This is a genomic window from Streptomyces sp. NPDC036984, from assembly GCF_055607665.1.
The window spans coordinates 285,554-298,447 of the sequence record NZ_JBVJRL010000005.1 but is presented as its reverse complement, the minus strand read 5'-3'; the positions used below and the strand labels follow the sequence as shown (position 1 = coordinate 298,447).

The window sequence follows — 12,894 nt, the reverse complement described above, 5'->3', positions numbered from 1 at the left end:
GGCCATGGCCACACCTTTCCGCATCAAACGTCAACACTCCCTCAGCCCCTGGCTGTTCGCCGCCCCCGGCCTGCTGGTCACCGGCGCCTTCGTGCTCTACCCCTTCCTCTCCACCCTGGTGAACTCCTTCACCGACCGCCGCACCCTGGTTCCGGGTCGCTTCGTCGGCCTCGCCAACTTCCGCGAGCTGGTCCACGACGACATGTTCTGGATCGGCCTGCGCAACAGTTGCCTGTACATCCTGGGCGTCGTCCCGGCGTTGGTCGTGCTGCCGCTGCTGCTCGCCCTGCTGGTGCGCAAGAACATCCCCGGGATCACCTTCTTCCGCTCCGCCTTCTACACCCCGGTCGTCGCCTCGATCGTGGTCGTGGGGCTGATCTGGGTGTGGTTGCTGGACGAACGCGGGCTGGTCAACTCGCTGCTGGAGACCGTGGGAATCGGCCGGATCGGCTTCCTCAGCGACCAGTGGCTGCTCCTGCTGAGCGCGATGGCCGTCACGGTCTGGAAGGGCCTCGGCTACTACATGATCATCTATCTCGCGGCGCTGGCGAACGTCCCGCGGGAACTGCACGAGGCCGCGGCCGTGGACGGAGCCGGACCGGTGCGCCGCTTCCTGTCCGTCACCGTGCCCGCCGTTCGCTCCACGATGGTCCTGGTCGCCGCGCTCTCCTCGGTCGCCGCCTTCAAGGTGTTCTCCGAGGTCTACCTGATGTCCGGCCCGAGCGGCGGTCCCGCCGGCGAGGACACCACCCTCGTCATGCTCGTCCAGCGCACCGGGACCGGCCTCACCGGCCGGGTCGGCTACGCCTCCGCGCTCTCCGTCGTCGTGTTCGTCGTCACCGTCGCCCTGATGCTGCTCGTGCTGCGCGCCGACCGGAGGGAGGAGCCGTGAGCGTCCTGGAGAAGGTGCGGCCCGAACCGCCGGCCGCCGCGGCCCGGGAGCCGCGCGTCACCGACGAGCACGGCCGCCGGGTCCGGGCCGGCGAGCTGGCCTGGCGCTACCTGCTGCTCCTCGCCGTCCTCGCCCTGACCGTCGGCCCGTTCCTCTGGCAGCTGTCCACCTCCCTCAAAGGGCCCACCGAGGACATCTACGGCTCACCGCCCGGCTTCCTGCCCGCGCACCCCACCCTGCACAACTACGCACGCGTCGCCGACACCGTCCCGGTCTGGGACTACGCCCTGAACTCCCTGAAGGTCGCCACCGCCAGTGTCGTGACCAACTGCGTCGGATCGGCACTCGCCGGGTACGCCCTGGCCCGGCTGCGCTACCGCGGCCGCCGTGTGACCACGGTCGTCTTCGTGCTGGCGATGCTCGTGCCGGTCGAGGGCATCGTCATCGCCCAGTTCACCACCATGCGCGAACTCGGCCTGAACAACACGCTGATCGGGGTCGTCCTGCCCGGCGCCGTCGGCGCGATGAACGTGCTGCTGATGCGCAACGCCTTCCGCAACCTGCCCTACGAGATCGAGGAGGCGGCCTACGTCGACGGCGCCGACGTCTGGCAGCGGTTCCTGCGCGTCGCGCTGCCGTCCGTGAAGGGCACCCTCGCCGTCGTCGCGATCTTCGCCTTCATGGGCGCCTGGGACGACTTCCTGTGGCCGCTGATCGTGCTCAGCGACCCGTCCAAGTTCACCCTGACCATCGGACTCAACTACCTGCACGGCACCTTCGCCAATGACGAACGCCTCGTCGCCGCGGGCACCGTGACCGCCGTCGCGCCGCTCATCGCCCTCTTCGCCTGCCTCCAGCGGTACTTCTTCCGCGGCGTCGGCGAGGGCGCGGTCAAGGGCTGAACGACGTCAACCTCTTCCAAGGACAGCCATGCCTCCTGCCGTGCGTTTCGGCGTCAACTACACGCCCAGCAACGGGTGGTTCCACCACTGGCTCGACTTCGACCTCGACTCCGTACGCGCCGACCTCGACGCGATCGCCGCGCTCGGCCTCGACCACATCCGGGTCTTCCCGCTGTGGCCGTACTTCCAGCCCAACCGCACCCTGATCCGGCCACGCGCCGTCGATCAGCTCGTGGCCCTCGCCGACGCGGCCGCCGAACGCGGCCTGGACGTCAACGTGGACGGACTCCAGGGCCATGTGAGCAGCTTCGACTTCCTGCCCGCCTGGACCCGCACCTGGCACCGCCGCAACCTGTTCACCGACCCGGACGTCACCGACGGCCAGGCCGCCTATCTGCGTACCCTCGCCGCCGCCCTCGCCGACCGGCCGGGCTTCCTCGGCATGACCGTCGGCAACGAGGTCAACCAGTTCGCCGCCGGCCCCCACCCCGACCCCGACCGGATCACCGCCGAGGAGGCCGAGCGGTGGCTCACCCGGATGCTCGCCGCCTGCGCGGCGGGCGCCCCGGGCCGGCTGCATCTGCACGCCTCCTACGACGCCGCCTGGTACCAGGACGACCAGCCCTTCACCCCCGGCCACTCCGCCCGGCTCGGCGACGTCACCGCCGTGCACTCCTGGGTGTTCAACGGCACCGCCCAGCGGCACGGCCGTACCTCCGTGCCCGCCGAGCACCATGCCGCCTACCTGGTCGAGCTGAGCAAGGCCTGGGCGGACGAGCCGCACCGGCCGGTCTGGCTCCAGGAGGTCGGCGCCCCCGCGCCCCTGGTGCCCGCCGGGCACGCCGCCGCCTTCGCCGCGGCGACCATCACCAACGTCCTGGACTGCCCGGACCTGTGGGGCGTCACCTGGTGGTGCTCCCACGACGTCCCGCGCACCCTCGCCGACTTCCCCGAACTGGAGTACTCCCTCGGCCTGTTCACCGACCAGCGGCGGCCGAAGGACATCGCCCGGGTGCTGGCCGACGCGGCCCGCCGGACCCACCGCACCCCGGCGGTGCGCGGCACGGCCCTCGTCGTACCCGCCGAACCGGCCCAACGCTCCCGCTGCGCACCCGGCGGCGAGGTCTTCGACGCGTTCTTCCGGCTCGTCGCCGACGGCGTCCGCCCCACCACGGTGCTCGACACGCGCGCCGGCGACGAGGACCACCTCGCCGCGCGCGGCATCACCGACGTCGTCACTCCCGGCCAGGTACTCCCCACCCCACAAGGAGGCACCCGCTCGTGAACCCCACCAGACGCACCGTCCTGATCGCCGCCACCGCCACCGCCACCGCCACCGCCACCGCCGGCGCCGCCCCGGTACCCACGCCGCCCGCCGCGGCGGCCCCGCGCGCGGCTGCCGCGACCCCGCCGTACGCCTCGTACTGGTACCCGGACGCGCTGCCCGCAGGCAGCCCCGGCCCCGGCATCACCTGGCGCAGCCTGAAGACCTGGCGCGCGGCCGACGACCCCGACCTCGCCTTCAACGCCGCGTCCGTGCCGCTCGCGCCCCGCTTCACCCCCACCCCCGCCAACACCACCGCCCGCTCGGGACAGGCCCGCGTCCAGGCACTGGTCTCCTTCGGGCCGACCTCAAGCAACCCCTCCCAGGGCTCGGCCACCGCCGACGCTTACGCCCTGACCCACTGGGCCTACCTGGACGAGCTGGTCTTCTGGGGCGGCTCGGCCGGCGAGGGCCTGATCCTCGCGCCGAACGCGCCCATCGTGGACGCGGCCCACCGGCACGGCGTCCCGGTCCTCGGGAACATCTTCCTGCCACCGGTGGCCTACGGCGGACAGCTCCGGTGGACCCGGGACCTGGTGCAGAAGGACGCCGCCGGCCACCACCCGCTCGCCGCGCAACTCGTCGCGGTGGCGAGGGCGTACGGCTTCGACGGCTGGTTCGTGAACGCCGAGACGGGCGGCGGGAACACCGCGCTGGGCACGGCCATGCTGGGCTTCGTCAAGGAGCTGAAGGCGCTCGCGGCGGCCAGGGGGCAGCGGGTGACCTGGTACGACGCGATGACCGTGAACGGCACGGTCAGCTGGCAGGGCGCCCTGAACAGTCAGAACCAGGCGTTCTTCCAGGCCGCCGACGACATGTTCGTGGACTTCCGGTGGAGCGGGGCCACGCTCGCGGCCTCCGGCACCAAGACGCAGCAACTCGGGCGCAGCCGCTACGAGCTGTGGGCGGGCGTCGATGTCGAGTCGAACGGGTCCGGTACGTACGTGGACTGGGACGCGATCGTGCCGGCGAGCAAGCCGCACGTGACCTCGATCGGTTTCTACCGGCCCGAGTGGACCCGCAACCACCTGCCCGCCGACCAGCGCGCCCCCGAGGACTTCCACGCGGCCGACGACCGGTTCTGGACCGGGCGGTCGCTGGACCCGGCGCGGCCCGACGCGAGTGATCCGTGGCGGGCACCGGCGCTGTCCGTGGCGGACCGGTCGACGGTGACCTCGGTGCCGTTCGCGAGTGTGTTCAACACCGGGCACGGGCTGAAGTGGTACGAGGAGGGGGCCGTCGCCGCGGAGGGGCCCTGGAACCACCTCGGGCTCCAGGACCGGCTGCCGTCGCGGCGCTGGGTGGTGCGGACGGCGGGGGAGCGGCCGGCGGTCTCCTTCGACTTCGCCGACGCCTGGCGGGGCGGGAGCAGTGTGCTGGTGGCGGGTGAACTGGATCAACCGGCGGTGCTGGACCTGTACGCGACCCGGCTGCCGATCGGTGTGGACACGGTTGTCGAGCTGACGTGCCGGAGCGACGCTGGGGAGGTGAACGTCGAGCTGGCGGTGGCGACGGCCGAACCGAGCGCGCCGGGGAAGACACCGCCGTACAGGTATCCGGCTGTGAACTCGGTCGACAAGAACACCCGGGTGCGGTCGGTCAACGGCTGGCAGACCGTGACCGTCCCGCTCACCGGGCTCTCCGGCACCCTTCATGCCCTCGGCATCCGGCTCACCGCCGCCGAGGGCCCGGTGCGCTGGCGGCTGGGCGGACTCGCCATCCGCCCCGACGGCACCCCGGCACCGCCCGCCGCCCCTTCCGGCGCCCGCGTCACCGCGGCGAACGGCGGCGACCTCCGCCTCGCCTGGAACGCCGCTCCCGGCACCGTCCGCCACTACACCCTCCACCGCCTCCTCCCCGACGGCACGCGCCGCTTCCTCGGCGCCACCGGCCAGCGCGCCTCCTTCCTCTCCGGTCTGCGGCCCGAGCAGGGCGAGAAGACCGCACGATTCGAACTGCGCGCGGTGGGGGAGCTCTACAACGCCTCGGCCCCCGTGACCGTCACCCACACCTGGTAACCACCCGGAACCCGCAGGGAGCACCCCGCATGCATGACGATCGCACTCTGGTGGAAGCCCGCCTCAGGCGCGTCCTCGACGAACGTATCCGCCCCGCCGTGTACCCCGAGTCCGTGCCGCTCGAGGTCGCGGTGTGGCACGCGCCCGGCGAGCCCGTGCCGGTCGAGGAGGGGCTCGCCGCCGAGCCCGAGCCGATCGAGGTGGGCGCCCGCTGGGGCGCTCCCTGGGGCACCAGCTGGTTCCGGGTGACCGGGACCGTGCCCGCGGTCTGGGCCGGGAAGACCGTCGAGGCACTGCTGGACCTGGGCTTCGACGAGAACATGCCCGGCTTCCAGTGCGAGGGCCTGGTCTACCGGGCCGACGGCACCCCGGTGAAGGGCCTCAACCCGCGCAACCAGTGGGTGCGCATCGGCGCGCCCGTCGTGGGTGGCGAGGAGGTGCGCCTGCACATCGAGGCGGCCTCCAACCCGGTCGTCCTGGACTACCACCCGTTCCGGCCCACCTGGCTCGGCGACAAGGACACCGCCGGGCAGGAGCCGCAGTACACGCTCACCCGCATGGACCTCGCCGTCTTCGACGGATGCGTCTGGCAGCTGGTCATGGACCTGGAGGTGCTCGGCGAGCTGATGGCCGAGCTGCCCGTGGACTCCCCGCGCCGCTGGGACGTCCTGCGCGCGGTCGAACGGTCCCTGGACGCCCTCGACCTCCAGGACGTCGGCGGCACCGCCCACCGGGCGCGGGCGGCGCTGACGGAGGTGCTGTCGGCGCCCGCCGTGCCGTCCGCCCACCGGATCAGCGCCGTCGGGCACGCCCACATCGACTCGGCGTGGCTGTGGCCGCTGCGCGAGACCGTGCGCAAGGTGGCCCGTACGACGTCCAACATGACCGCGCTCATCGAGGACGAACCGGAGTTCGTCTTCGCCATGTCCCAGGCGCAGCAGTGGGCGTGGGTGAAGGAACACCGGCCCGAGGTGTGGGCGCGGGTGAAGAAGGCGGTGGCGGAGGGGCGGTTCGTGCCGGCCGGCGGGATGTGGGTGGAGTCGGACACCAACATGCCCGGCTCGGAGGCGATGGCCCGACAGTTCGTTCACGGCAAGCGGTTCTTCCTCGACGAGTTCGGCATCGAGAACGAGGAGGCATGGCTGCCGGACACCTTCGGTTTCGCCGCGGGCCTGCCGCAGATCATCAAGGCGGCCGGCTCCAAGTGGCTGCTGACGCAGAAGATCTCCTGGTCGCAGACGAACAGGTTCCCGCACCACACCTTCCACTGGGAGGGCATCGACGGGAGCCGGATCTTCACGCACTTCCCGCCCGTCGACACCTACAACTGCTCGATGAAGGGCAGCGAGATCGCCCACGCGGTCCGCAACTTCCGGGACAAGGGAAGGGCCCGGCACTCCCTCGCGCCCACCGGCTGGGGCGACGGAGGCGGCGGCACCACCCGTGAGATGGTCGCCAAGGCGGCCCGGCTGCGCGACCTCGAAGGCTCCGCGACCGTGGTCTGGGACACACCGCGCGCGTTCTTCGAGAAGGCCGAAGCCGAGTACCCCCAACCTCCTGTCTGGATCGGCGAGTTGTACCTCGAACTGCACCGCGCCACCCTGACCAGCCAGGCGAAGACCAAGCAGGGCAACCGGCGCAGCGAACACTTGCTGCGCGAGGCCGAGCTGTGGGCGACCACCGCCACCGTACGCACCGGATTCCGCTATCCGTACGAGGAGTTGGACCGCATCTGGAAGACGGTCCTGCTGCACCAGTTCCACGACATCCTGCCCGGCTCGTCCATCGCGTGGGTGCACCGGGAGGCCCGGGCGACGTACGAGCGCCTGGCCGCCGAGCTGACCGTGATCATCGAGGGTGCCCAGCGCGCGCTGGCCGGCGACGGCACCACGCCGCTGCTCTTCAACGCCGCCCCGCACGCCCGCCACGGCGTCCCGGCGGGCGGTGCCGCCACCCCGGTCACGGCCGGCGGCACCACACTCGCGGCCCGCGAGGACGGCGGCTTCACACTGGACAACGGCCTGCTGCGGATCACCGTCGACCCCCGGGGCCTCGTCGTCTCCGCCTACGACCCCGCCGCCGACCGCGAGACCGTCGCCCCCGGTGAGGCCGCGAACCTCCTCCAGCTCCACCCCGACTTCCCCAACATGTGGGACGCCTGGGACGTCGACTCCTTCTACCGCAACACCGTCACCGACCTCACCGACGCCGAGTCGGTCACGGCCGGCGGGGACGGCACGTCGGTGCGGATCGTGCGGACCTTCGGCGCGTCCCGGGTCACCCAGGTGCTGTCGCTGCCACCGGGGGAACGACGGCTGCTCATCGACACCGAGGTCGACTGGCACGAGACCGAGAGGTTCCTGAAACTCGCCTTCCCGCTCGACCTGCACGCCGAACGGTACGCATCCGAGACCCAGTTCGGGCACGCCTTCCGCCCCACCCACACCAACACCTCCTGGGAGGCGGCCAAGTTCGAGGCGTGCAACCACCGCTTCGTCCACCTGGAGGAGCCCGGCTGGGGTGCCGCGGTCGTCAACGACTCGACGTACGGCCATGACGTGACCCGCACGGTGCGCGCCGCCGGCGACCGCGGTACGACCACGACGGTCCGGGTGTCGCTGCTGCGCGCCCCGCGCTTCCCCGACCCGGAGACCGACCAGGGCGTCCACCGCTTCCGGCACGCCCTGGTCCCGGGTGCCTCGATCGCCGACGCGGTCCGCGAGGGCTGGCGGATCAACCTGCCGGACCGGCACACGACCGGCGCCGGCGAGGTCGCCCCGCTGGTCACCGTGGACGACGACGCCGTCGTGCTCACGGCGGTGAAGCTCGCCGACGACGGCAGCGGGGACGTGGTCGTGCGGTTCCACGAGGCCCACGGCGGCCGGGCCCGGGCGACCCTGACGGCCGGTTTCGAGGTCGCGGACGTCACCGTGACGGACCTGCTGGAGCGGCCGGGCGGTGACGCGGCACCGGTGTGGGAGGGCGACCGGATCACCGTGCGGCTGCGGCCGTTCGAGCTGGTGACCCTGCGGCTGCGGCGGGCGTAGCGCCCCTCACCGGTGCGTCCGGCCCGCCCCGCTCGCGTCCAGGAGATCGGATTCTTCCCGCCGCGGCCCGTAGAACTGCTGGGCCCAGCGGCGGGTGAGCATGATGGGGCCGTCTCCGGACGCGAGCTTGGGGTGTTCCGTGAAGCGCCGGTTCTCCCAGATGGGAATGTCGGCGCGGAACTGGGCGAGGGTGGCCCAGTTGACCACGCGGCTGAGCAGGGGCGTGAGCCGGTGTCCTGCGGCGGAGCGGGTGCTCGCCCGGGTGACCGTCCGGATGCGCAGGTGGCCCGGCTCCTCCGGAGTCAGTCCGGCCACCTGGAGGAAGCGGAGGCCGAGCACGGGCACCGCGAACACGGCGACGACCTGTCCCAGCCCCCCGCACTGGAAAGTCAGATGTGCCGTGATGTCCTTGGTGTACCTGAGATTGTGGAAGCCGTCGAGGGACACTTCGCCGCGCAGGACCGGGCCGTCGGGGGTGATCTCGCCCAGTGTGGCCCGGGCGTGATGCACGGGGCCGAAGTGTCCGACGTCGACGATGTTCTCCACGAAGTCGTGCTGATGACCGCGGAAGCTCTTCTCCAGGTTCGCCGGCCCGGTGAACCCCGCTTCGGACACGGTGACGGGCTCCCAGGTGGGCGGCGCGCCGTCGGCGTGGTACCAGGCCCAGATCAGGCCGTGGGCCTCGAAGACGGGCAGCACCCGCAGGGCGGCGCGCGGGGGCTGCGTGCCGTAGGGGGTGCTCACACAGGAGCCGTCCGGGCCGTAGGCGAAGCGGTGGAAGGGGCAGACGACGTTCTCGCCTTCGACCCGGCCACCGTGGCCGAGGTGCGCGCCGAGGTGCGGGCAGTGGGGGCGCACGATCCGGGGGACGCCCTTGCGGGTGCGGTAGACGACGACCTCTTCGCCGGCGAGCACTCGGGTGGTCAGGTGACCCGGCCGTACTTCCGTGGTGAAGGCGACCGCGAACCATCCGTTGGGGGACCCGGCGGTGTCGAGCGGTGCTCGCGTCATGGACTCGATCCTTCCTTGCGTCTTCCGTGCGGTCTCGGGGACGTCGTGCCGAGGCGTCGAACTGGGGACTCGTGCCGAGGCGCCGTACCGATGTGCGGCGCCCGGGTCACTTACGGCGCGATGCCACGCCGAGTGCCAGCGCGGTCAGGCGCTCGCGGACGGCCGGCGGCAGCGCGATCCCGTCCAGGGCGCGCACGGCCGCCGCGCGCCGGCGTTCGACCTCGGCCATCGCCAGGGCCCGGCCCCCCGCCTGTTCGATCAGAGCCAGGCGCGCCGCGTACTCCTCGTCGTCGAGGGAGTTCCGGCCCTCCGCGTCGGTGGCCAGGCGTGCCGCGAGCGCGGTCGACGCGGGGCCGTGCGCCGCCAGAGCGGCCACCACCGGGAGTGTCTTCTTCCGGCGCAGCAGATCGTTCCTGGCCGACTTGCCGGTCACCGCCGGATCACCCCAGATGCCCAGCACGTCGTCCACGGCCTGGAACGCGAGGCCGAGCTGGCGGCCGTACTCGTCCAGCGCGCTCACCGTGTGCGGGTCCGCGCCGCCGAGCACCGCGCCGATGGACGCGGAGCAGGCCAGCAGCGCGCCCGTCTTGTTCCCGGCCATCTCCAGGTATTCCTCCACGGTGACCTGGTCGCGGCTCTCGAATGCCAGGTCCTGCGCCTGCCCGTCGATCAACAGACGTGCGGCGGCGGCGAGTCGCCGGGCAGCGCGGGCCCCGTGCGCCGATCCCGGCGCAAGGAGGATCTCGTAGGCCAGGCTGAACAGTGCGTCCCCGGCCAGAATGGCGTACGACTCACCGAACACCTTCCATCCGGTGTCCCGATGACGGCGTTGCTCGTCGCCGTCCATGACGTCGTCATGCAGCAGGGAGAAGTTGTGCAGCAGCTCGACGGCCACGGCGCCGGGGACCCCCACTTCGGGCTGCGCTCCGGCCGCCTGCGCGGAGAGGACCGCGAGGACCGGTCGCAGGGCCTTGCCCTGCGCGCCCGCACCCGGCGAACCATCGGCCTCGGTCCACCCGAAGTGGTAGCTGCACACGTCGCCGACCGAGGTGACGAGCTGCTTGACCGCCTGCCGGAGCGGTTCGTCGATGAGGCCCCGTACGCGCTCGGTCAGCGCGTCGAGGTCCGCTACCGGACCGGCGGCGGTGCGCGTCCTCGTCGTCATCGGCGTGTTCCCGTCGGGGCGGCGGGCCGGGCCGCCGTACGGTCCACGGACCGGTCGAAGGTGCGCAGGAACTTCGGTTCCGGCATGAGCGCCATCCGGGCCACCGGCCGCATCGTGGTTCCCGGCTCCGGCCGCAGCCGCCAGCGGCCGGCGATCACACTCAGCGCGAGCACGGCCTCCGTCGTCCCGAAGACATCCCCGATGCACTTGCGCGCGCCCGCGCTGAACGGGATGTACGCCCCACGCGGCGGCCGCTCCCCGCCGGTCCAGCGGTGCGGATCGAACCGGCCGGCCTCGGCGTGCAGGCTGTCGCGGTGGTGGAGGAGGTACGGGCTGACCACCACCACCTCGCCCGGCCGGAGCCGGTGGCCGCCCAGCTCGGTCTCCTCCGTGACCGACCGGGTGAGCAGCCAGGCCGGCGGGTACAGGCGCAGCGTCTCCTGGATGATCGCGCCGCACAGCGTCAGCCGGGGCACGTCCTCGAAGGTGGGCGTGCGGCCGCCGAGCACCGAGTCCAGCTCCTCGTGCAGCTCACGCTCGATGTCCGGGTGGGCCGCCAGCAGATGGACGGCCCAGCACAGCGCCGTGGCGGTGGTCTCCGTACCCGCCAGGAAGATGGTGACCACCTGGTCCCAGATCTGTACGTCGGTCAGGCCTTCGTCGTCGTCGGTGCGCGCGGCCAGCAGCATGGAGAGCACGTCGCCGTGGTCGACGCCGCTTTCCCGGTACTCCCTGATGACCTTCTGGAGAATGTCCCTCAGCCGGTTGATGGCGGTACGGGTACGCCGGTTGCCGGGAGTCGGCAGCCTCTCCACGAAGCGCGGCGTCAGCATGCGCCGGAACTGACTGTCCTGGATGAGGTGCAGTCCCTGGTGGATCGCGTCGATCTCGGCTTCGCTGAAATTGCCCGCGATCAACGTCTTGATCAGGGTCCCCGCGGTGATCGCGTTCATCTCGGCGGGCAGGTCGATCCGCCCCCCGTGCCGCCACGCGCCCACCGCGGCCTCGGCCGCCTCCGTCATCACCTCCGCGTAGCGGTTGAACCGGTCACGCCGGAAGGCGGGCTGCACCAGCCTGCGGATCGTGCGATGACCGCTGTGCGGGCAGGTCGCCAGGCCGTCTCCGAGGAGTTCCTGCAGTTGATCCCAGAGGATGCCCTGCTTGTCGAAGGTCCGGTCGTCGCGCAGCACTTGGTGGACCAGCTCGGCGTCGCACAGGACGTAGGCGCGTTGTGGCCCGATCCGGATCTGCACCAGGTCACCGTAGGAGGGAAGTTCCTCCAGAAAGCTCAGCGGATCTTTGCGGAGGCGCAGGGAGTGGCCCAGCAGCGGGAGCGCCTGGGGGGCCACACCGAACGTCGGGGCTGTCGGCACGGAGGTCTCTCCTCGAAAGGGCAGGAACGGGATGCGGGGGCGGTGATCAGATCCGGCCGGCCTCCGCCGGGTCGCAGACGACCAGGCCGCCGGTGAACTCCCCCTGGAAATAGGTACCGTGGTAGCGCGGGGTGACCTTCATGTACTGGAGGTTGCCGGACATGATCCACTCCAGCCGGCGGCAGATCTCCCGCACGGCCGGAGAGGCACCCTCGGCGAACCAGCGGTCCCGTAGTGCCAGGTACTGCCGCTCGGTGTCGTAGACCATCTCCACCAGCCGGTCCACGGCTTCCTGCCAGCTCAAGCCCTGGCCGTACACGAGCATGGGGATCGCCTGCACCAGAGCGGTGACCCGATCCGCGTTGCGGATGTACTCCATCCGGAACGAGTACGCGTCGTTGACCAGGCAGGTGTGCGTGTGCGCCAGTCGCTTCAGCTCCACGAACCGCGGGTCGTCGAGCTCGTCGGCGGTGAGCCGGTTCGTGCGGTTCAGGGCGGGGAGCGCCGCGATGTAGAAGAGCCCGTAGGTCTGGAGCCGTATCTCCAGATACGCCTCCATGTCGAGCGCGGCCCCGCCGGCCGGCTCGGCCCCCACCTGGAACTCCGTGATGATGCTGGAGGCCAGGGCACCCAGGCCCGCCATGAAGTCGTTGCCCACCCGGTTGGTCATCTGCCGGCGCAGCTCGGCGAAAGGGCGCAGGATCTCCTTGGCCTCCGCCGGGTAGTCGGCGGACAGTACCGCGACCACCGGGTCCTGTCCCGCGGCCGCGGTGCGGGCGATCCGCTCGGCACCGTCCAGCAGATCGTGCCACGCCGGTCGCCAACTCGCCGCCCAGCCGGGGCCATGGGCCTCGCGCCCCCGCTCGACGGCGTCGTGAAAGACCGTCAGAGCACTGGTGATCTTGCTCCAGAGGACCAGGTCCGCGCGGCTGACGTCCGGGAACACCATGCTCTGCCACAGGCTGTGCACACTGCGGCGGGCATGCTCCAGCCAGAAGTCGTCCACCTGCTCGTACCGGGCGAACACGCGCACGGTCCAGTCGGCGACCTCCCGCTCCACCTCCTCGTAGTGCGGGTTGACCTCGACCGGGAACGCGCAGGTGATGTCGGGCAGAACGAAGGAGATGACAGGGGCAGATACCTTGCTCATCGAGACTGTTGT

The 12,894-nt window shown here is 71.6% G+C and carries 9 protein-coding genes; 5 read left to right on the top strand and 4 right to left on the bottom strand.

Features of this window, described 5'->3' with window-relative positions; all coding sequences use genetic code 11:
- Positions 1 to 4 precede the first annotated feature (4 nt).
- Genes ACZ7DL_RS13175 through ACZ7DL_RS13155 form a run of 5 tightly spaced genes read left to right on the top strand, consistent with a single transcriptional unit; the run spans position 5 to position 8,183 of the window.
- Positions 5 to 892 (top strand): carbohydrate ABC transporter permease, encoded by an 888-nt coding sequence (locus tag ACZ7DL_RS13175; RefSeq protein ID WP_470773974.1) that lies wholly within the window; start codon positions 5 to 7, stop codon positions 890 to 892.
- Positions 889 to 1,794: a carbohydrate ABC transporter permease gene (locus ACZ7DL_RS13170; RefSeq protein ID WP_470773973.1), complete on the top strand. Its 906-nt coding sequence runs from the start codon at positions 889 to 891 to the stop codon at positions 1,792 to 1,794. The genes ACZ7DL_RS13175 and ACZ7DL_RS13170 overlap by 4 nt, the downstream gene beginning before the upstream one ends.
- Before the next feature lie 28 nt (positions 1,795 to 1,822).
- Positions 1,823 to 3,079: a glycoside hydrolase 5 family protein gene (locus ACZ7DL_RS13165; RefSeq protein ID WP_470773971.1), complete on the top strand. Its 1,257-nt coding sequence runs from the start codon at positions 1,823 to 1,825 to the stop codon at positions 3,077 to 3,079.
- Positions 3,076 to 5,136, top strand: a complete 2,061-nt coding sequence (locus ACZ7DL_RS13160) for an endo-beta-N-acetylglucosaminidase (protein ID WP_470773970.1) — start codon at positions 3,076 to 3,078, stop codon at positions 5,134 to 5,136. Before ACZ7DL_RS13165 ends, ACZ7DL_RS13160 begins: the two co-directional genes overlap by 4 nt.
- A 29-nt stretch (positions 5,137 to 5,165) precedes the next feature.
- Positions 5,166 to 8,183, top strand: a complete 3,018-nt coding sequence (locus tag ACZ7DL_RS13155) for an alpha-mannosidase (protein WP_470773969.1) — start codon at positions 5,166 to 5,168, stop codon at positions 8,181 to 8,183.
- A 6-nt stretch (positions 8,184 to 8,189) separates the two neighbouring features.
- Here ACZ7DL_RS13155 and ACZ7DL_RS13150 read toward each other — a convergent pair whose 3' ends face one another.
- The 4 genes from ACZ7DL_RS13150 to ACZ7DL_RS13135 all read right to left on the bottom strand — a co-directional run bounded on the left by ACZ7DL_RS13150 (position 8,190) and on the right by ACZ7DL_RS13135 (position 12,882).
- Positions 8,190 to 9,194: a Rieske 2Fe-2S domain-containing protein gene (locus tag ACZ7DL_RS13150; protein ID WP_470773968.1), complete on the bottom strand. Its 1,005-nt coding sequence runs from the start codon at positions 9,192 to 9,194 to the stop codon at positions 8,190 to 8,192.
- A 106-nt stretch (positions 9,195 to 9,300) separates the two neighbouring features.
- Positions 9,301 to 10,359 (bottom strand): polyprenyl synthetase family protein, encoded by a 1,059-nt coding sequence (locus ACZ7DL_RS13145; protein ID WP_470773966.1) that lies wholly within the window; start codon positions 10,357 to 10,359, stop codon positions 9,301 to 9,303.
- Positions 10,356 to 11,732: a cytochrome P450 gene (locus tag ACZ7DL_RS13140; protein WP_470773963.1), complete on the bottom strand. Its 1,377-nt coding sequence runs from the start codon at positions 11,730 to 11,732 to the stop codon at positions 10,356 to 10,358. The genes ACZ7DL_RS13145 and ACZ7DL_RS13140 overlap by 4 nt, the downstream gene beginning before the upstream one ends.
- A gap of 46 nt (positions 11,733 to 11,778) precedes the next feature.
- Positions 11,779 to 12,882, bottom strand: a complete 1,104-nt coding sequence (locus ACZ7DL_RS13135; protein ID WP_470773961.1) for a terpene synthase family protein — start codon at positions 12,880 to 12,882, stop codon at positions 11,779 to 11,781.
- Between the last annotated feature and the right edge of the window lie 12 nt (positions 12,883 to 12,894).

Coding starts and splice junctions, on each gene's coding strand:
- ACZ7DL_RS13145 (WP_470773966.1), bottom strand. CDS start 10,359: ATGACGACGAGGACGCGCACCGCCGCCGGTCCGGTAGCGGACCTCGAC.
- ACZ7DL_RS13135 (WP_470773961.1), bottom strand. CDS start 12,882: ATGAGCAAGGTATCTGCCCCTGTCATCTCCTTCGTTCTGCCCGACATC.
- ACZ7DL_RS13175 (WP_470773974.1), top strand. CDS start 5: ATGGCCACACCTTTCCGCATCAAACGTCAACACTCCCTCAGCCCCTGG.
- ACZ7DL_RS13155 (WP_470773969.1), top strand. CDS start 5,166: ATGCATGACGATCGCACTCTGGTGGAAGCCCGCCTCAGGCGCGTCCTC.
- ACZ7DL_RS13165 (WP_470773971.1), top strand. CDS start 1,823: ATGCCTCCTGCCGTGCGTTTCGGCGTCAACTACACGCCCAGCAACGGG.
- ACZ7DL_RS13150 (WP_470773968.1), bottom strand. CDS start 9,194: ATGACGCGAGCACCGCTCGACACCGCCGGGTCCCCCAACGGATGGTTC.